Source organism: Streptomyces sp. HSG2, from assembly GCF_016598575.1.
Taxonomy (GTDB): Bacteria; Actinomycetota; Actinomycetes; order Streptomycetales; family Streptomycetaceae; genus Streptomyces.
This window is the reverse complement of sequence record NZ_CP066801.1, coordinates 671,390-691,085: the sequence shown is the minus strand read 5'-3', so window position 1 is coordinate 691,085 and position 19,696 is coordinate 671,390. Positions and strand designations below refer to the sequence as shown.

Sequence of the window (19,696 nt, the reverse complement as noted above, 5' to 3'; positions counted from 1 at the left end):
GGGTGTGATCTGTTTCTCCTGGATGACACCCCGTTTCCGGACATCTAGCCCTGGGTTCGGTACTCTTCGAGCAGCCGCCGGCCGATGATCATTTTCTGGATCTCGGCGGTGCCTTCGCCGATCAGCAGCATGGGCGCCTCCCGGTAGAGACGCTCGATCTCGTACTCCTTGGAGAAGCCGTAGCCGCCGTGGATACGGAAGGCGTCCTCCACGACCTCTTTGCAGTACTCCGACGCCAGGTACTTGGCCATCCCCGCCTCGAGGTCGTTTCGCTCACCCGAGTCCTTCTTGCGTGCGGCGTTCACCATCATGGCATGGGCGGCCTCCACCTTGGTGGCCATCTCCGCCAGTTTGAACTGGACGGCCTGGTGCCCCGCGATCGGCCGCCCGAAGGTGTGGCGCTGCTGCGCGTAGGAGACGCCCAGTTCGAAGGCGCGCTGGGCCACGCCGCAGCCGCGCGCGGCGACGTTGACCCGGCCGACCTCCACGCCGTCCATCATCTGGTAGAAGCCCCGGCCGGTGGTCCCGCCGAGGACGCGATCGGCGGGAACCCGCAGCCCGTCCATGATCAGTTCAGTGGTGTCGACCCCCTTGTAACCCATCTTGTCGATCTTCCCGGGGATGGTGAGGCCGGGGCGCACCTCGCCGAACCCCGGCTCCTTCTCCACCAGGAAGGTCGTCATCGACTTGTGCGGGGCGGTGCCCTCGGAGTGACCTTCGTCACTGCGGACCAGGATCGCGACGAGCGAGGAGGTGCCGCCGTTGGTCAGCCACATCTTCTGGCCGCTCAACAGGTAGTCGTCGCCGTCCCGCACCGCCTTCGAGGTGATCGCCGCCACGTCGGAGCCCAGCGCCGGCTCCGACATCGAGAAGGCGCCCCGCACCTCCCCGGCCGCCATCCGGGGGAGGAAGTGCTCCCGCTGCTCCCGCGTCCCGTGCTGCTTGAGCATGTACGCCACGATGAAGTGCGTGTTGATGATGCCGGAGACGGACATCCAGCCGCGGGCGATCTCCTCCACGCACAGGGCGTAGGTGAGCAGGGACTCTCCCAGCCCCCCGTACTCCTCGGGGATCATCAGGCCGAAGAGCCCCAGCTCCTTGAGCCCGTCGACGATCTCCTGGGGGTACTCGTCGCGATGCTCCAGCCCGGTCGCGACCGGGATGATCTCCTTGTCCACGAAGTCCCGGACGGTGGAGACGATCTCCTGCTGGACGTCACTGAGGCCGGCGGTCTGCGCGAGTCGGCTCATCGGGGTTCTCACTTCTCCCGGGGCAGGGGCTCGGGGCGGCCGGGCTGTTCTCCGCCGCGTTCCTTGACATACGTCTCGGTGGGGACCATGACCTTGCGGCGGAACACGCACACCAGCGTGCCGTCCTGGTTGTGACCCCGGGTCTCGACCTCGACGATGCCCCGGTCGTCCTTGGACCTCGAAGGCCGCTTGTCCAGCACGGTGGTCTCGCCGTAGATCGTGTCGCCGTGGAAGGTCGGCGCGACGTGCCGCAGCGACTCCACCTCCAGGTTGGCGATGGCCTTGCCGGAGACATCCGGCACGGACATGCCGAGCAGCAGCGAGTAGACGTAGTTGCCGACGACCACGTTCTTGCCGAAGTCCGTCGTCCGCTCGGCGTAGTTGGCGTCCATGTGGAGTGGGTGGTGGTTCATCGTGAGGAGGCAGAACAGGTGGTCGTCGTACTCCGTGACCGTCTTGCCCGGCCAGTGCTTGTACGTCGCCCCGACCTCGAACTCCTCGTAGGTGCGTCCGAACCGCATCTGTCTCACGCCTCCGGGATCTCGAACGTGCTGGTCCGCCGCATGCCGGCGGCGCGCCCCTTGCCCGCGACGACCAGCGCCATCTTCCGGCTGGCCTCGTCGATCATCTCGTCGCCCAGCATCGCCGAGCCCTTCTTGCCGCCCGCCTCGGACGTGTGGTAAGCGTACGCGTCCAGGATCAGCTCGGCGTGGTCGTAGTCCTCCTGGGACGGCGAGAAGACCTCGTTGGACACCTCGACCTGGCCCGGGTGCAGGACCCACTTCCCGTCGAAGCCGAGGGCCGCCGCGCGACGCGCCACCTCCCGGTAGCCGTCGACGTCGCGGATCTGCAGGTAGGGACCGTCGATCGCCTGCAGGTCGTGCGCCCGGGCGGCCATCAGGATCCGCATCAGGATGTAGTGGTAGGCGTCCGCCGGGTAACCCGGCGGCTGCTCGCCGACGACCAGCGACTTCATGTTGATGGAGGCCATGAAGTCGGCCGGGCCGAAGATGATCGTCTCCAGGCGGGGCGAGGCCGCGGCGATCTCGTTGACGTTGTTCAGGCCCTGGGCGTTCTCGATCTGCGCCTCGATGCCGATCCGTCCCACCTCGAAGCCCATGGTCTTCTCGATCTGGGTCAGGAGCAGGTCGAGCGCCACCACGTGCTGGGCGCTCTGCACCTTGGGCAGCATGACGCAGTCGAGGTTGGGGCCCGCGCCCTCGACGACCGTGACCACGTCGCGGTAGGTCCACTCCGTGGTCCAGTCGTTGACCCGCACGACGCGGGTCTTGCCCGTCCAGTCGCCCTCGTTGAGGAACTTGACGACGGTGTGTCGCGCCTCCGGCTTGGCCAGCGGGGCACAGGCGTCCTCCAGGTCGAGGAACACCTGGTCCGCGGGGAGGCCCTGGGCCTTCTCCAGGAAGCGGGGGTTGCTTCCCGGAACCGCCAGACAGGAACGGCGCGGGCGCGGGCGGTTGACGGTCGTCATGCGGGAACCTCCAGAGGGTCGAGCTTGTTCGCGTGTCGGATCTCGTCGACGATCCGGCCGATGATCCCGGTGATGTCGAAGTCCTTCGGGGTGAACACCGCGGCGACCCCGGCGGCCCGGAGCAGTTCGGCGTCCCCTCCGGGGATGATGCCACCGGCGATCACCGGTATGTCCGTGGCGCCGGCCACACGGAGGCGTTCCAGCACGTCGGGGACGAGCCGGGCGTGGGAACCGGAGAGGATCGACAGCCCCACCGCGTGCACGTCCTCGGCGACGGCGGCGTCCACGATCTGCTCCGGCGTCAGCCGGATGCCCTGGTACACCACCTCGAACCCCGCGTCCCGGGCCCGCACCGCGATCTGCTCGGCCCCGTTGGAGTGGCCGTCCAGGCCGGGCTTGCCGACGAGGAAACGAAGCTTCCCCACCCCCAGGTCCCGCGCGGTCAGCTCCACCACCTCGCGGACCCGGGCGAGTGCGGTGCCCGCCTGCCCGACGGTCGTCACGGGCGCCGAGGACACCCCGGTCGGTGCCCGGAACTCGCCGAAGACCTCCCGCAGCGCACCGGCCCACTCGCCGGTCGTGACCCCGGCGCGAGCGCACTCCAGGGTGGCCGCCATGAGGTTGGTGTCGGACCGGGCCGCGTCCTTCAGGGCGTCCAGTGCCTGGGCGACGGTCGGATGGACGTACGGGTCGCCCTTCCCCTGTCGATCCGAGGCCTCCTGGCGGGTGGCGCGCCACTCGCGGAGTGCCGCGACCACCTCCGCCTCGACGGCCGGGTCGACGGTCTGCACGGCGGTGTCCAGGTCGGCGGTCAGCGGGTTCGGTTCCGTACCCTCGAAGGCGTTGACCCCGACGACGCGTTCCTCCCCGGACTCGATCCGGGCACGCCGTTCGGCGTGCGAGGCGACCAGGCGCGACTTGAGGTATCCGGACTCCACGGCGGCCATGGCGCCGCCCATGTCCTCGACGCGACCCATCTCGGCCAGGGACTCCTCGACCAACCGGGCCACCTCGGCCTCGATCACCTTCGAGCCCTCGAAGATGTCGTCGTACTCCAGCAGGTCGCTCTCGTAGGCCAACACCTGCTGGATTCTCAGCGACCACTGCTGGTCCCAGGGGCGCGGCAGGCCCAGCGCCTCGTTCCAGGCGGGCAGCTGCACGGCGCGCGCCCGGGCGTCCTTGGAGAGGGTCACGGCGAGCATCTCCAGCACGATCCGCTGGACGTTGTTCTCGGGTTGGGCCTCCGTCAGGCCCAGGGAGTTGACCTGCACCCCGTAGCGGAAGCGGCGGTGTCTGGCGTCCTCGATGCCGTACCGCTCCCGGGTCACCCGGTCCCAGATGCGGCCGAAGGCGCGCATCTTGCACATCTCCTCGACGAAGCGGACGCCGGCGTTGACGAAGAAGGAGATCCGGCCGACCACGTCCCCCATCCGCTCCGGCGGCACCTGCCCGGAGTCGCGGACGGCGTCGAGCACGGCGATCGCCGTGGACATCGCGTACGCGATCTCCTGTACGGGCGTGGCTCCCGCCTCCTGCAGGTGGTAGCTGCAGATGTTGATCGGGTTCCACTTCGGGATGTGGGAGACCGTGTACGCGATCATGTCCGTGGTCAACCGGAGCGAGGGCCCCGGCGGGAAGACGTGGGTTCCACGGGAGAGGTACTCCTTGACGATGTCGTTCTGGGTCGTGCCGCTGAGCCGGGTGATGTCCGCCCCCTGCTCCTCGGCGACGACCTGGTAGAGCGCCAGCAGCCACATCGCCGTCGCGTTGATCGTCATGGAGGTGTTCGTCTGTTCCAGAGGGATGTCCCGGAACAGTCGGCGCATGTCGCCCAGGTGCGCGATCGGCACGCCGACCCGGCCCACCTCGCCGCGGGCCAGGACGTGGTCGGCGTCGTAGCCGGTCTGGGTCGGCAGGTCGAACGCCACGGACAGACCCGTCTGGCCCTTGGCCAGGTTGCGCCGGTACAGCTCGTTGGAGGCCTCGGCCGTCGAGTGCCCGGCATAGGTGCGCATGAGCCATGGACGGTCCTTGTCGCGGGGCTTCTGGCGCGGGGCGGGCTCGGGATTCGGACGCTCGGAGGAGGGCTGACGCTCAGTCATGGGTGACCTCGGGTGTGCTCAGATGTCGCGGAAGCGGTTGATGGCGTCGAGGTGCTTGTCCCGCTTCTCGGGGTCACGCACGCCCAGTCCCTCCTCGGGCGCCAGGCACAGCACGCCGACCTTGCCCTGGTGGGCGTTGCGGTGCACGTCGTGCGCGGCCTGCCCGGTCTCCTCCAGCGGGTAGACCTTGGACAGCGTCGGGTGGATCTTTCCCTTGGAGATCAGGCGGTTGGCCTCCCACGCCTCGCGGTAGTTGGCGAAGTGCGAGCCGATGATCCGCTTCAGGGACATCCACAGGTAGCGGTTGTCGTACTGGTGGTCGTAGCCGGAGGTCGACGCGCAGGTGACGATGGTGCCGCCCTTGCGCGTGACGTACACGGAGGCGCCGAAGGTCTCCCTGCCCGGGTGCTCGAAGACGATGTCCACGTCCTCACCGCCCGTCAGCTCGCGGATCCGCTTGCCGAAGCGCTTCCACTCCCGAGGGTCCTGGGTGTGATCGTCCCGCCAGAAACGGTAGTCCTCCGCGTTCCGGTCGATGATCGACTCGGCGCCCATCCGGCGGCAGATCTCGGCCTTCTGCTCGCTGGAGACCACGCAGATCGGAGTCGCGCCGCCGGCCAGCGCGAACTGGGTGGCGTAGGAACCGAGGCCGCCGCTGGCGCCCCAGATCAGGACGTTGTCCCCCTGCTTCATCTGGGCGCCGTTGCGGGAGACCAGTTGGCGGTAGGCGGTGGAGTTCACCAGGCCGGGGGCCGCGGCCTCCTCCCAGCTGAGGTGGTCCGGCTTGGGCATCAGCTGGTTCGACTTCACGAGGGCGATCTCCGCCAGTCCGCCGAAGTTGGTCTCGAACCCCCAGATACGCTGTTCCGGGTCGAGCATCGTGTCGTTGTGCCCGTCGGAGGACTCCAGTTCGACGCTCAGGCAGTGGGCGACGACCTCGTCGCCGGGGCGCCAGGAGTTCACCCCGGGGCCGGTGCGCAGGACCACTCCCGCGAGGTCCGAGCCGATGACGTGGTAAGGCAGGTCGTGGCGCTTGGTCAGCTCGCTGAGCCTCCCGTAGCGCTCCAGGAACCCGAACGTCGACAGCGGCTCGAAGATCGACGTCCAGACCGAGTTGTAGTTGACCGAGGAGGCCATCACCGCGACCAGGGCCTCGCCGGGTCCCAGTTCCGGCACGGGGACGTCGTCCACGTGCAGCGACTCGCGGGGGTCCTTGTCGCGGGTGGCGAGGCCCGCGAACATCTCCGTCTCGTCCTTGTGCACCGTCACCGCCCGGTACGACTCGGGGAGCGGCAGGGCGGCGAAGTCGGCCGAGGTGGACTCGGGGGACTGGATCGCGTCCAGGATGGCCTTGGTGGTCACGGTGTTGCCTCCGGCGTCGAGCGCCCGAAACCGGGCGCTGAGGGATACGTCGGTGCTGCGGGGTCCCGGGGGTCCGGGGTCAGGGGGGTGCCGTCGGTTCGGCGCGGGGTGTGGTGCTGCGGCGCCGGGTGGCGCGGGAGGGTGCCTGTGACGCAGGCGTCCGGGCAGGCGAGCCGTCGGCTTGCTGGGACAGCCGGCGCACGAAGGGTCGCTGCGCGCCGGCCGCCCGGACCCCTTCAACGTATGACACGGCGTGTCACCTCGCAAGGCACTGAGTGCCAGAAATTGCTCTCAGGTGAAATCGGCATTGCGCAAATGAGCGATGATCGATCGAACTCATGGTAGAGCCTGGAGCAAAACGGGTCCTGATATGACAGAGCGGCCACCCGAACGGGTGGCCGCTCTTCGAAGACCCGGGCCGGGGCGCCGTCGGCCCGGGGGCGCGCTCAGCGCTCCCGCAGGGCCGCCTCGATGGTGCGCAGGACCGCGTCCAGGGGGGCGTCGGTCCGGGCCACGGTCACCAGGACCTCCGCGCCGTCCGGCTCCGAGTCCCGAGCCTGGTCGGAGTCACCGGCCCGCCCGGCGCCGATTCCGTTGCCGAAGGTCTTCCGGACGATGGCGAACGCGTGGTCGAGTTGCGCCTCGACGTCTCCGTGCCCGTCCGCGCGCAGCCACCGCCGCAGCACGTGGTTGTGCGCGGTGACCACCGCCGAGGCGGCGACCTCGGCCAGCAGGGGGTCGTCGTTGGCGTCGTCGTCGTGCGCGTGCTCGTCGAAGTGCCCCAGCAGGTAGCGGGTGAACAGACGCTCGTAGCGGGCCACCGAGGCGATCTCCGCCTCGCGCAGGGTGGGCACCTCGCGGGTCAGCCGGTAGCGGGCGACCGAGATCTCCGGGCGCGCCGCGTACATCCTCATGACCTCCTTGATCCCCCGGCACACCGTGTCCAACGGATGCTCGTGTGCCGGCGCCGCGTTGAGGACCGCCTCGGCGCGGACCAGGGTGTCGTCGTGGTCCGGGAAGATCGCCTCTTCCTTGGAGCGGAAGTGGCGGAAGAAGGTACGGCGGGCGACCCCGGCCCGGGCCGCGATCTCGTCGACCGTGGTCGCCTCGTATCCCTTGGCCGCGAAGAGTTCCATGGCGGCCGCCGCCAGTTCCCGGCGCATGCGCAATCGTTGGGCCGCGGCACGCCCGCCCGCGGCGCTCTCGGGCGCCTCGGGCGCGGTGGCGGATCGTGAGGACCTGGCGGGCTGGGACATGACCCGAACGTACTGCATGGGGGGCGGCGCGTGCGCCCGACCCCGGCCGGGCGCCGCCCGGCCCGAAGCGGGCGCCGCCGGGCCGGAGCCGGGCGCGGCCGGCCCGAGGAGTCCGCCCCAGCCGTCGGCGCCCCCGGGTCCGTCGCCGGGCGCGGGGTCAGCGCCGGGCATGTTCCCGGAAACCGCGTCCCGTCTTCCGGCCCAGGCAGCCCGCGGCCACCAGATGCTCCAGCAGGGGGGCGGGTGCCAGGCCCGGGTCGCGGAACTCGCGGTGAAGCACCCTCTCGATCGCCAGCGAGACGTCCAGTCCCACCACGTCCAGCAGCTCGAAGGGCCCCATGGGGTAGCCACCGCCCAGCTTCATGGCCGTGTCGATGTCGTCCAGCGAGGCGTAGTGCTCCTGCACCATCTTGACCGCGTTGTTCAGATACGGGAAGAGCAGCGCGTTCACGATGAATCCGGCCCGATCCCCGCAGTCAACGGGGTGCTTGCGGATTCCGGCGCAGACCTCCCGGACTGTGGCGTGGGCGTCGTCGGAGGTCAGCACGGTGCGGACCACCTCGACCAGCTTCATCGCCGGAGCCGGGTTGAAGAAGTGCATGCCGACGACGTCCTGGGGGCGCGACGTCGCCCGGGCGCAGGCCACGACCGGCAGGGACGACGTCGTGGTCGCCAGCACGGCCCCCGGCTTGCACACCTTGTCCAGCGTGGCGAACAACTGCCGCTTGACGTCCAGGTCCTCGGCCACCGCCTCCACCGCGAGATCGACGTCGGCGAAGGCGTCGTATCCCTCGGCCGGCGTGATCCGCTCCAGGGTCCCGGTGGCCTCCTCCGCGGTCATCCGCCCCCGATCCACCGCTCGGACCAAGGACGCGCCGATCCGGTCCCGTGCCGCCTCTGCCTTCTCCATCCCGCGCGCCGCGAGAACCACCTCGAAGCCCGAGCGGGCGAAGACCTCGGCGATGCCCGACGCCATGGTGCCCGAGCCGGCCACTCCCACCGAGCGGATCGCCCGGCCGGGAACCAGGGCGGCGTCCGGCTTCGGGGTGAGCGCGTCCGGCACCACCTCGTCGCTGCCCGCAGCGGCGTAGGTGTAGAAACCGCGCCCTGCCTTGCGCCCCGTCAACCCGGCCTCGCCGAGCTGCTTGAGGATGGGCGCCGGCGCGTGCAACCGGTCCTGGGACGCCGCGTACATGGCCTCCAGGACCGTACGGGCGGTGTCCACGCCGATCAGGTCCAGCAGGGCCAGTGGGCCCATCGGCAGCCCGCAGCCCAGCCGCATCGCCGCGTCGATGTCCTCACGCGAGGCGTACCGGGCCTCGTACATCGCCGCGGCCTGGTTGAGGTAGCCGAACAGCAGCCCGTCGGCGACGAACCCCGGTCGGTCCCCGACGGCCACCGGCTCCTTGCCGAGGTCCAGCGCGAGGTCGGTGACCGCGGCGACGGCCCCGGGCGACGTCAGGACCGAGGACACGACCTCGACCAGCCTCATCGCCTGGGCGGGGTTGAAGAAGTGCAGGCCCAACACCCGTTCCGGATGAGCCGAGTCCGCCGCCAGCCGGGTGACCGACAGCGCGTTGGTGCCGGTGGCCAGGATCGCCTCGGGCCGCACGATCCCGTCCAGCTCTCTCAGGATCTGCTGCTTGATCTCGTAGGACTCAGGGGCCACCTCGATCACGAGATCGGCGTCGGCCGCCGCGCTCAGCTCTGTGGCCGTCGTGACGCGCGCCAGGGTGTCCGCGCGCTCGCCCGCCGTCATCCGGCCGCGTTCCACGGCGCGGGCGGTGGAGGTCTCCAGGGCGGCGACGGCCTTGGCGGTCCGCGCCTCGCCGACGTCGATGCCGACGACGTCGCGCCCGGCCCGGGCCAGGATCTCGGTGATGCCGGTGCCCATCGTGCCGAGGCCGACGACGGCCACGGTCCGCAGGGCGGGTTGCGGGGAGGAGGGTGTCTCGGACAGGGGAGAGGCCATCGCGGACTCCAGGAATGAGGGTGACGACGGGAAACCGCCCCCGGGGCCGCGACGCTCCGGCGGGTGCGGTGGGGCGGGTGGTATGCCGAACCGAGGTACTCGCCCGCCCTGTGCGGACCCGAGCGTGTGGCACGACCGCTCGGCGGCGGGAATCGACCGGCCCTGTCCCGAGGCCGTGTCGTACTGCGGTACCGAAGTACCGAACCGACGACCCTCGCGCCGGCCGCGTCACCAGACCGCCACGAGGAGAACACGAGTGGGTGACTCGCTCGTCTGAGCCTAACTCGCGAGTAACGAGCGCGCCAGCCCCCGGCGGACACCCATCCGCCACCGGCCCTCGGGCGCCCGCGGACGCGTGAGGCGCTCGGCCGGGCGCGCGGCCGGTGCCTCTCGCTCCGCTCCGGCACGCCGCGCGTCCGACGAGGAGCCGGGGCAGGCACGGCCGAACCCCGGCGGGACACCCTCCCGGCCGGGGGTGGGCCACCCGCCGCGCCACTAACCTCGGGGTATGGACGCAGAACTACGCTCGCTGACCGAGCGCTTACGCGTGGAAGCCGATGGAGCCCCGTCCTTCGAGCGGCTGTTGACGACCGGGAACCGCGACGAACTCGCCTCCACCCTGACCGCGCCCGGCCGACCGCTGTGGGCGCGGGAACTGGCCGCGTTCCGACTGGGGCGGGCGCGGGACCGGCGTGCCTTCGAAGCCCTCGTCCTGTTGCTCAACCATCGGGACCCGCCCCGCTGCGCCTCGGCGGCGCATGCGCTGGCCCGCCTCGGCGACCCCCGTACAGCCCGCGCGGCGGCGGCGCTGGCCACCAACGAACCGAGAGTGGCCTACGCCCTGCAACCCGTGCGCCTGCTGGTCGAACTGCGCGCGCCCGAGGCGGTCCCCGCGCTGATCACCACCCTGGAGCGCCGGCTGCGCCCTCACGACCCCCACCGTCGAGTGGCACTCGCCTGTGTGGAGGGACTCGGCCGGCTCGGCGATCCCAGGGCGCGAGGGGTGCTGGACCGGTCCCTCGCTCATCCGGCCCTCGCCGAGGCCGCGGCGTGCGCCCTCGCCCGGATCCCGCGGCAGCGGTAGCCGATCAGTCGCCCAGCGTCCGTACGTACCGCGCCTCGGGAACGTGGGCGCCGGCGACCTCCCAGGAGGCCGTGGTCCCGTCGGCCCGGAAACCCGCGCGCTCGTAGAAGCGGCGGGCGCGCGCGTTGCCCTCGACGACCCAGAGGAACGCGCTCCGGTAGCCGGCCGCCACGCAACGGCGCGTCGACTCGCCGAGCAGGCACCGCCCGACGCCGGTGCCCAACCGGTCGGTGTCGACGTACAGCGCGTACAGTTCGGCGTCCCCCTCGTGGGCCCCGTCGTCTCGCAGGTCGCCGTGGCAGGCCCACCCGACCACGAGGCCGGCCGCGTCCTCGGCGACCAGGTTCACCGTCGTGGAGGGCGCCTCCGCGAGCGACGCGTGCCTGCGGGCCGTGTCCTCTGCCACGCTCAGACCCTCCAGGTACGGTGCCGGCATCAGGCCCCGGTACGCGTGACGCCAGCCGCCGACACGGATGCTCGCCACGCGCTCGCAGTCGTCGAGCCGCATCTCCCGCACGCGCGTCCCCTTCGCCCCCCCGTCCGAGCGGGTGCCGACCGACCGGCGGGAGGGCCCCGAGGTCTCGGGTGGGGCGAGGGATTCGGGGCGCGTCGTCTCGTGCATCCGCCCATTATTGTCGTTGTCGTGGTCGGGTCGTGGTCGGCTCGCTCCGAGTGGGTCCGCCGGGTGCCGCTCAGGCCCGGAAACCGAGCAGCCCGTGCAGGACGAGCCCCCGGGACGCCCGCGCGGTGATCCCGGAACCCCCTGGCTCGGGCTCCGGCAGCGCGGCGCAACGGGCGTCCACGCCTCCCTCGCCGCGAGGCACGGTCCCGTCGTCGAGGTACGCCACCAGATGCCGGTCCAGACAGGCGTTGCCGCTCAGGGTGATCCCGTGGTTCCCGCCGCCGTCCTCCACCACGAGGGAGGAGCCGCCCAGTAGACGACGGAGCGTCAGGCCACCCACGTAGGGGGTGGCCGCGTCGTCGGTGGCCTGGAAGATCAGCGAGGCCGGCAGGGCGTCGTTGCCGACGTCCGACGGGGCGTCACCGCGGACGGGCCAGAACGCGCACGGCGCGTTGTACCAAGCGTTGTTCCAGGTCAGGAACGGGGCCCTGGCGTGCGTCGACCAGTTGTCGGCGCGCCAGTCCCGCCAGTCCCGGGGCCATTGCGCGTCGCGGCACTCCACCGCGGTGTAGACGCTGTAGCCGTTGTCGCCGGCGGCGTCCACGGCGCCGAAACGCCGGTACGCCGCCACCAGCGGCCCGTGATCCCCGTCCCGGAGGTAGGCCGTCAGGACCTCGGCCAGCAGGGGCCAGTACCCCTCGTAGTACGCCCCCGGCAGGAAGGTGTCCTCCACCTCGGCGGCGCCCACCACCCCCTCGGCCGGTCTCCGCGCCAGCGCGGCGCGCATCCGATACCAGGAGGCCTCGATCCGTGCCGGGGAGGTGCCCAGCCCGTAGTCCGCGTCGTGCCGCGCCACCCAGTCCAGGAAGGCGCGGTGACGCTCGTCGAAGGCCACGTCCTGGCGGAGGTTGGCCTCGTACCAGACGGCGGTCGGATCGACCGCCGAGTCCAGCACCAGACGGCGCACCCGCTCCGGGTAGAGCTTGGCGTACACGGCGCCGAGGTAGGTGCCGTAGGAGTACCCGAGATAGTTGATCCGGGGCGCGCCCAGCGCCGCGCGGACGGCCTCCAGGTCGTGGGCCGTCGGGACGGTGCCGAGATGAGGCAGCATCTCCGGGTGCGCCGCGGCGCAGGCCTCGGCGAAGGACCTCGCCCGCGACAGGTTGGCCCGCTCGTTCGCCGCCGACGCGGGGACCGGGTCGGGGCGCACGGGCGCGAAGTGGCCCGGACGGCAGTCCAACGCGGGCCGGCTCGCGCCCACGCCGCGCGGGTCGAAACCGACGATGTCGTACCCGGCGGCGACCTCGGCGGGCAGGGCGGAGGCGACGAAGCCCGCCAGCGCTCGCCCGGGCGCGCCCGGGCCGCCCGGGTTGACCAGAAGGGGCCCCTGGTACCGCCGGGCGGTGTGCGGCACACGGGAGAGCGCCAACTCGACCGTGGCGCCGTCCGGACGATCGTGGTCGAGGGGCACCTCCACCGTCGCGCACTGGAGCGTGGGGTGGTCCGCGGTCGCGCACGCCTCCCAGGCGATCGATCCGCGGGCCGTCGCGTCGGCCCTGGCGGGAGAGGGGACGGCGGCGTCCGTACCGGCCAGGACCGCGGCGACGGCGGCGAGCGACACGGCGCGGCTCTTCATCGTGGCTCCTTCGTGGGCCCCCGTCCCTGCGGTCGGGAGGCGAACGCGGTCACTGCGGCGGGGCCGGAACGCCCGGCCTCCCACCGGGTGTGGGCTCCTCGGTGCGGGCCCCGCGCCGGATCGGACGCGGCACGGACCACCGACCCCATGCCGGATCCTCCCGGGTCCGGCTCGTCCGGGGAACCCGGCCGCGCGACAGTTGACCCGATCGGGGTCACCGAATACCCGCCGCCTGGACACGCCGGGGTCGTGCGCCGCCCACCTTGATCGGGAAGTGGCGGACCCGAGCGCGGGAAGCCGGATTCCGGCCGCGATCGGTCGCGCGATTTTGTGCCGGGGGGCCCGGGTGGTTGGCTTGCCCCGACCCTGAGGAACCAGGCCCTGGAGGAACCGATGGCGCAGGTCGAGGCCACGACGGAGCGGATCGTCGCGGCGGACGCGGCGACGGTGTTCGACACCGTCGCCGACTACGGCGGCACCCGAGCGAAGCTGCTGCCCGAGCAGTTCAGCGAGTACGAGGTCCGCGAAGGCGGCGACGGAGAGGGCACGGTCGTCCACTGGCGACTCCAGGCCACCAGCAAGCGCGTCCGGGACTGCCTGCTCGACGTCACCGAGCCCTCCGACGGCGAGTTGGTCGAGAAGGACCGCAACTCCTCCATGGTCACCACCTGGAGGGTCACCCCGGCCGGCGAGGGACGGTCGCGGGTGGTGGTGCGCACGGTGTGGCAGGGCGCCGGCGGCGTGGGCGGCTTCTTCGAGCGGACGTTCGCGCCGAAGGGACTGGCCCGGATCTACGACGCGATCCTGGCCCGGCTGGCCGCCGAGACGGAGAAGTAGCCGAGCGGGAGGCGAGCGCGGAAGGACCCCCGCCGACGAGCCCGGGGCGGGTGTTCCGGCGGGAGCCGACCCCGCCCGCTCCGGTCCGGGCGCGCGGGGGCGGGACCGGCGCCCGTCGCGGCGCCACGCGGGCGGCACGGCCGTACGGGTGTCACGACGGTTCGCCCGGTCACCCCCCTGTCCGGTGGAACCGCCGTCTCCGCCGGGCGTCTCACGGTCGTGGGTGTCGATCCCCGGATCCGTCGGGTCCGCCCGCGTCGCCCGCCCCGAAGGGCGGCGCGAGGTGCCCGGTGGGGCCCCAGGACGCCGTTGGCCACGGCCGTCGACGACGGCTCAGGCCGGTCGGGTTCGGGCGAGGGCCGGTGCCACCCCGGCCGCGTCGAGTCCGGGCGGTCGGCCGGAGGAGCCCGAGGTCCGATGGTCGCCGACACCGTGGGGCCCGACCGTGCCGATTCCGTCGATTCCCCGTTTTCCGCGCGTCGTCGCCGACCTCCCCCGTACGGTGGAACCCGTCGGTACAGATCTTGCCGAGCCGACGGGAGAGAGGGCCAGATCGCCATGGACCCTGGCACGGAAAGGACCGCGCCCGCCGGGCGTGTCCCCTTGGCCGTCGTCGTGGTCGACCGCGACAGATCGGTCTCCCACTGGAGTCGCGGCGCCGCACGTCTCTTCGCCCGCCCGAAGGAGCGGGCGATCGGACACCCCGCCCTCGACCTGCTGCCGGTGACGGGCGCGTTCTCCGAGGAGGACGACCCGAGCGGGGGCGGCGAGGGCGACGACCTCGGGCCCGGCCTGGCGTCGTCGCTGGACGGCCGGTCGTCCTACCCCGCCGCGGGCCGTGCCCGCCTCGCCGTCCGGGAACGGCGGCGCGCCGACGTCCTGTGGTGGGCCTACCCGCTGGTGGGGCCCGGCCGAGAACGCCTGTTGGTGTTGGCCGCCGACGCTTCCTCGCTCGCGGCGGGGAGCGACCGGGCGGGCGAGCGGGTCGCACCGGGGTTCGCCCTGCACACCGACTTCCCCGGTGCGGAGGAACTCGCCCGGCGACTCCCGGAGATCCTGCCCAGCATGAGCGTCGGGGAAAGCGCCCGCATCGTGGCGCAGGTCCTCGAACTGGGCTATCCGATCCTGGAGTTCAGTCAGAACGAGCGCGTGCCCGTCACACCGGACTGGGGCGTGGCCCGTCGGGTCGAGCGTCATGCCCGGCGGGAGCGTGCGGCCCGTGCCGCGGCGGAGGGCGGGCCGCCGCCCGGAGGGCCCGCCGCCTCGATCGAGGACCGCGAGGACCTCGAGTACGCCGCCGTCCGCGAGCGGCTGGAGTTCCTCAACGAGGTGAGCGGCCGGATCGGCACCTCCCTGGACCTGGCCCGCACCATCACGGAGGTCAGCCGCGCCGTCGTGCCCCGCTTCACCGACGTCGCCGGTACCTACCTACGCGAACAGGTCGTCGCCGGCGAGGGGTTCGCCGACGGCGTACCGGACACCACCACCCTGTGGCACCGGGTGGCGTTGGAGCACACCGACGAACCCGGCCGCTGGGACGACGTCGTCCCCGTGGGCGAGGCCATGCCCTTTCCGGCCCACACCCCCTTCTTCCGGTGCATGACGTCCGGGGAGCCGGTGCTGGTGCCGCGCATCACCGAGGAGACGGGTCACGCGATCGCCTCCCAGTTCGAGAAGCGGGACATCCGCCCGCTGATCACGGGCCGTTCCATGCTGGTGGTGCCCCTGAAGGCCCGTCACGTCGTCCTCGGCTTCATGATCCTGCTCCGGCACCCCGAGCGTCCCGTCTTCAACGACATGGATCGGGTCACCGGCGCCGAACTGGCCTCCCGCGCGGGGCTCGTGCTCGACAACGCACGGATGTACACCCACCAGGAGAACGTCGCCGAGACGCTCCAGGACAGCATGCTGCCGCACATTCCCCCGCACCTCGCGGGGTGCGACGTCGCCACCCGCTACCTCCCGGGCACCCTCCTGGGCCGGGTCGGCGGGGACTGGTTCGACTCGGTCAAACTGCCCGGCGCGCGTACCGCCTTCGTGGTCGGCGACGTCATGGGCCACGGGCTGAACTCGGCGGCCATGATGGGGCAGTTGCGGACGGCGGTCCAGACCATGGCCGGGCTCGACCTCCAGCCCGCCCAACTGTTGCGCAACCTCGACGACCTGGCCCAACGGCTCGGCGACACCTACCTCGCCACGTGCCTCTACGCGGTGTACGACCCCGTCGTCGGCGAACTCCACCTCGCCAACGCCGGGCACATCCCCCCGGTCCTCGTGCGCGCGGAGGACGGCAGAAGCGAACTGGTCGACCTGCCCACGGGCGCGCCGATCGGCGTCGGGGGCGTGCCCTTCGAGTCCGTTCGCGTGGCCGTCGCGCCCGGGGACCGCCTGGTGATGTGCACGGACGGACTGGTCGAGGTCCGTGGCGAGGACATCGGGGTGGGGCTGGCCACGCTCTGCGAGTCCGCGGCGCACCCGGCCGCTTCCATGGACGACGCCTGCGACACCATCATCCGCGCGCTGAACACCCGTGGCGGGCGCAAGGACGACGTCGCCCTCCTCATGGCGCGCCTCGGTGGCGTCGCCCCGGAGGACGTGGCCGAGTGGCGCCTGGCCGCCGAGCCGGTCGAGGTGCGGCGCGTCAGGGAGGCCGTGCGGGAGCGACTGCACGTCTGGGGGCTCGCGCCACTGGCCGAGAACGCGGCGCTTCTGGCGGGCGAACTCGTCACCAACGCCGTACGCCACGCTCGTGCCCGCACCCTCGACCTGCGACTGATCCGGGCCGAGACGCTGCTCTGCGAGGTGGACGACCCCGAGGCGGAACCACCCAGACTGCGCGATGCCGGGCCCGAGGACGAGGCCGGAAGGGGACTGCGTCTGGTCAGCACCCTCGCGCGGGAGTGGGGGAGCAGCCGGACGAGGAGTGGGAAGACCGTGTGGTTCGAGCTCACCCTCCCCCGCCGCCGCCCGGGACCCGGCCGGTAGGCTCCCTCCGGACGCTCCACCGGCCCATGGCGCCGGAAATCCCGCGCCGTGACGCCGAGTCGGACGCGCGGTAGACCGTACGAGCCCCGTCGCACGGGCGGGGACGTCGCACAAGGGGAGCGGGTATGAGCGTGTCGAGTCGATACCGTCGGGCCTGGGAGGGGTTCTGGGGCGAGGCCCCAGAGGAGCGGGGCGCGGTGTTCTGGGACGCCGAGCCTGAGATCACCGCCGCTCGCCACCTGCCCCTTCTGGAACCGCACCTTCTCGCGTCCGACCTGCCCTTCGTCGACCTGGGGTGCGGAAACGGAACCCAGACCCGCTTTCTGGCCGGACGATTCCCCACCGTCGTGGGTGTCGACCTGGCCGCCGCGGCCGTCGACCTCGCCCGGCGTTCCGACCCCGGGGGGCTCGCCTCCTACCGGCGTCTGGACGCCGCCGACCCGTCCGAGGCGGCCGGCCTGCACGCGGAGTTCGGCGACGCCAACCTCTATCTGCGGGGCGTGCTGCACCAGTGCGTGGCCGACGACCGGCAGCCGCTGGCCGATGGCATCGCCACCCTCCTCGGGAGCCGCGGCCGGGCCCTTGTCGTGGAGCCCGCCCCGGCCGCGAAGGCCGTGCTGATGGGTCTGGCCCGGGAGCCGGCGGGCCCCTCGGCCAAGCTGGCCCCGGTCTTCCGGCACGGCCTGACCCCTGCCGAGGCCGGGGAGGACGAGGTCGCCGGGCATCTGAGAGCCGCCGGACTGACGGTGCTGGACGGTGGCGAACTGCCGCTGGTGACCACCGAGCACGGCGTCGACGGCCGCCCGCTGGAACTGCCGGCGCTCTGGTTGGTGGCCGGGGTGTCCGCACCCCCCGGCGACGCCTGACCTCCGAGCGGCGGACTGCGGGCCCGCGCGCGAAGGTGGCCGGGTGGGCCCGCCGCGCGTAACGTGACCCACCATGAAGATCCTCATCAGCGCGGACATGGAGGGCGCCACGGGGGTGACCTGGCCCGCCGACGTGCTGCCGGGCACCACGCAGTGGGAGCGGTGCCGGACGCTGCTGACGTCCGACGTGAACGCGGCGGTGCGGGGCCTCGTCGACGGTGGGGCCGCCGAGGTCCTGGTCAACGAGGCGCACTGGACGATGCGCAACCTGCTCCTGGAGCGCCTCGACGAACGGGCCCTGCTCCTGACCGGGCGCCACAAGGCGCTGTCCATGGTGGAGGGCGTGCAATACGGCGACGTGGACGGGGTGGTCTTCCTCGGCTACCACGCCGGGGCCGGGATGGAGGGGGTGCTGGCGCACACCTACCTCGCCAACCAGATCACGGGGGTCTGGCTGAACGACGTCCGTGCCAGCGAGGGCCTGCTCAACGCCCACGTGGCGGCCGAGTACGGGGTGCCGGTCGTTCTGGTCACCGGTGACGACGCGGCTTGCGAGGACGCGCTCGGCTACGCTCCCGCCGCCGTGAAGGTGGCGGTCAAGGATCACGTCTCGCGGTACGCGGCGGTGTGCCGCACCCCGCAGAGGACGGCCGAGGACATCCGTGTGGCGGCCGAGGAGGCGGTCACGCGGGCGACCCGCTACGAGCCGGTCCGGGGCGGCCCTTTCACGGTCGCCGTCGAGTTCGACGCCGAGCACCTCGCGGCGGCCTCGACGCTCGTGCCCGGGGTGAGTCAGGTCGGCGAACGCAGGGTGGCGTACACGACGAGCACCATGTACCAGGCGATCCGGACATTCAAGGCGGTCACCACGATCGCCTCGGCGGCGGTGGAGGAGCAGTATGGCTGAGCGGTTCGCGGAGCGGGAACCGGACGGGCGGGCGATGGCGGAGGTCGTCCGCTTCACCTCGGACCTGATCCGGATCGACACCACCAACCGCGGAGGCGGCGACTGCCGGGAGCGCCCCGCCGCCGAGTACGTCGCGGAACGCCTGGCCGAGGCCGGTGTCGAACCCACCCTGCTGGAGCGGACCGCCGGCCGGACCAACGTCGTCGCCCGGATCGAGGGTTCCGACCAGGGGGCCGACGCGTTGCTCCTGCACGGCCACCTGGACGTGGTCCCGGCCGAGCCGGCGGACTGGAGCGTGCACCCGTTCTCCGGTGAGGTCCGTGATGGCGTGGTCTGGGGTCGGGGCGCCGTCGACATGAAGAACACCGACGCGATGATCCTCGCCGTCGTGCGGGCGTGGGCCCGGTCGGGCGCGCGCCCACGACGGGACGTGGTGATCGCGTTCACCGCCGACGAGGAGGCCAGCGCCGAGGACGGGGCCGGTTTTCTCGCCGACCGTCACCCCGACCTGTTCGAGGGCTGCACCGAGGCGGTGGGCGAGTCGGGGGCGTTCACCTTTCACGACGGCACCGGCCGCGAGATCTACCCGATCGCGGCCGGGGAACGCGGCACCGGCTGGCTGCGGTTGACGGCCCACGGGCGGGCCGGCCACGGTTCGAAGGTCAACGGGGAGAACGCCGTGACCCGCCTCGCCGCCGCCGTCACCCGGATCGGCGAGTACGCCTGGCCGCCCCGGATCACGCCCACCGTACGGGCCGCGCTCGTCGAACTCGCGGCCCTCTACGGCCTCGACGCCGATCTGGAGAACGTGGACGCGTTCCTGGACAAGCTCGGTCCGGCCGCCAAACTCGTCGAGGCCACGGTCCGCAACAGCGCCAACCCGACCATGCTGGATGCCGGTTACAAGCTGAACGTCGTCCCGGGCACGGCCGTCGCCCATGTCGACGGGCGGTTCCTGCCGGGCACGGAGGAGGAGTTCCGCGCCACGCTGGACGAGCTGACCGGACCGGACGTGGACTGGGAGTACGCCCATCGCCAGGTCGCTCTCCAGGCCCCGCCGGACACCCCCACCTTCGCCCGGATGCGGGCCGCGGTGGCCGAGTTCGCCCCGGGGGCGCACACCGTCCCGTACTGCATGTCGGGCGGCACGGACGCCAAGCAGTTCTCCCGCCTGGGCGTCACCGGATACGGTTTCGCGCCGTTGAGGCTCCCTCCGGGGTTCGACTACCAGGAACTGTTCCACGGCGTCGACGAGCGCGTGCCGGTCGAGGCGCTGCGCTTCGGCGTCCGGGTCCTCGACCGCTTCCTGCGGTCGGCCTGACCGAGGG

The 19,696-nt window shown here is 72.1% G+C and carries 15 protein-coding genes; 6 read left to right on the top strand and 9 right to left on the bottom strand.

Going from position 1 to position 19,696, the window contains the following annotated elements:
• Positions 1-44 precede the first annotated feature (44 nt).
• The 7 genes from JEK78_RS02560 to JEK78_RS02530 form a co-directional block, all read right to left on the bottom strand.
• Positions 45-1,250 carry an acyl-CoA dehydrogenase family protein gene (locus JEK78_RS02560; protein ID WP_200262471.1) on the bottom strand — a complete coding sequence of 402 codons (1,206 nt, stop codon included), beginning with the start codon at positions 1,248-1,250 and terminating at the stop codon, positions 45-47.
• A gap of 8 nt (positions 1,251-1,258) precedes the next feature.
• On the bottom strand, positions 1,259-1,771 hold the full coding sequence (locus JEK78_RS02555; RefSeq protein WP_200263953.1) for a MaoC family dehydratase: 513 nt from the start codon (positions 1,769-1,771) through the stop codon (positions 1,259-1,261).
• Positions 1,772-1,776: 5 nt separating this feature from the next.
• The gene (locus JEK78_RS02550) at positions 1,777-2,739 is read right to left on the bottom strand and encodes a CoA ester lyase (RefSeq protein WP_200262470.1); all 963 of its coding nucleotides are present in this window, start codon (positions 2,737-2,739) and stop codon (positions 1,777-1,779) included.
• Positions 2,736-4,754, bottom strand: coding sequence for a protein meaA (locus JEK78_RS02545; RefSeq protein ID WP_242483351.1), 2,019 nt, complete (start codon positions 4,752-4,754; stop codon positions 2,736-2,738). Before JEK78_RS02545 ends, JEK78_RS02550 begins: the two co-directional genes overlap by 4 nt.
• Before the next feature lie 105 nt (positions 4,755-4,859).
• Positions 4,860-6,203 carry a crotonyl-CoA carboxylase/reductase gene (ccrA, locus tag JEK78_RS02540; RefSeq protein ID WP_200262468.1) on the bottom strand — a complete coding sequence of 448 codons (1,344 nt, stop codon included), beginning with the start codon at positions 6,201-6,203 and terminating at the stop codon, positions 4,860-4,862.
• A 446-nt stretch (positions 6,204-6,649) separates the two neighbouring features.
• Positions 6,650-7,459: a TetR family transcriptional regulator gene (locus JEK78_RS02535; protein ID WP_200262467.1), complete on the bottom strand. Its 810-nt coding sequence runs from the start codon at positions 7,457-7,459 to the stop codon at positions 6,650-6,652.
• Between the two features lie 157 nt (positions 7,460-7,616).
• On the bottom strand, positions 7,617-9,431 hold the full coding sequence (locus JEK78_RS02530; RefSeq protein WP_200262466.1) for a 3-hydroxyacyl-CoA dehydrogenase: 1,815 nt from the start codon (positions 9,429-9,431) through the stop codon (positions 7,617-7,619).
• Positions 9,432-9,939: 508 nt separating this feature from the next.
• Between JEK78_RS02530 and JEK78_RS02525 the strand changes: the two genes are divergently transcribed.
• On the top strand, positions 9,940-10,515 hold the full coding sequence (locus tag JEK78_RS02525; protein ID WP_200262465.1) for an adenylosuccinate lyase: 576 nt from the start codon (positions 9,940-9,942) through the stop codon (positions 10,513-10,515).
• 4 nt (positions 10,516-10,519) lie between these two features.
• Here the strand turns inward: JEK78_RS02525 and JEK78_RS02520 are convergent, their stop codons facing one another.
• Both JEK78_RS02520 and JEK78_RS02515 read right to left on the bottom strand, forming a co-directional pair.
• Positions 10,520-11,023: a GNAT family N-acetyltransferase gene (locus JEK78_RS02520; protein ID WP_242483350.1), complete on the bottom strand. Its 504-nt coding sequence runs from the start codon at positions 11,021-11,023 to the stop codon at positions 10,520-10,522.
• Between the two features lie 184 nt (positions 11,024-11,207).
• On the bottom strand, positions 11,208-12,773 hold the full coding sequence (locus JEK78_RS02515) for an alpha/beta hydrolase (protein WP_200262463.1): 1,566 nt from the start codon (positions 12,771-12,773) through the stop codon (positions 11,208-11,210).
• A 393-nt stretch (positions 12,774-13,166) separates the two neighbouring features.
• Between JEK78_RS02515 and JEK78_RS02510 the strand changes: the two genes are divergently transcribed.
• From JEK78_RS02510 to JEK78_RS02490, 5 genes are all read left to right on the top strand, one after another.
• The gene (locus JEK78_RS02510; protein ID WP_200262462.1) at positions 13,167-13,610 is read left to right on the top strand and encodes an SRPBCC family protein; all 444 of its coding nucleotides are present in this window, start codon (positions 13,167-13,169) and stop codon (positions 13,608-13,610) included.
• 558 nt (positions 13,611-14,168) lie between these two features.
• A complete protein-coding gene (locus JEK78_RS02505) occupies positions 14,169-16,595 on the top strand; it encodes a SpoIIE family protein phosphatase (RefSeq protein WP_200262461.1) in 2,427 nt (808 codons plus the stop codon).
• A gap of 125 nt (positions 16,596-16,720) precedes the next feature.
• Complete coding sequence (locus JEK78_RS02500; protein WP_200262460.1) at positions 16,721-17,461, top strand: methyltransferase domain-containing protein; 741 nt, start codon at positions 16,721-16,723, stop codon at positions 17,459-17,461.
• A gap of 73 nt (positions 17,462-17,534) precedes the next feature.
• Positions 17,535-18,368, top strand: a complete 834-nt coding sequence (locus tag JEK78_RS02495) for a M55 family metallopeptidase (RefSeq protein ID WP_200262459.1) — start codon at positions 17,535-17,537, stop codon at positions 18,366-18,368.
• Complete coding sequence (locus JEK78_RS02490) at positions 18,361-19,689, top strand: M20/M25/M40 family metallo-hydrolase (RefSeq protein ID WP_200262458.1); 1,329 nt, start codon at positions 18,361-18,363, stop codon at positions 19,687-19,689. The genes JEK78_RS02495 and JEK78_RS02490 overlap by 8 nt, the downstream gene beginning before the upstream one ends.
• Positions 19,690-19,696 lie beyond the last annotated feature (7 nt).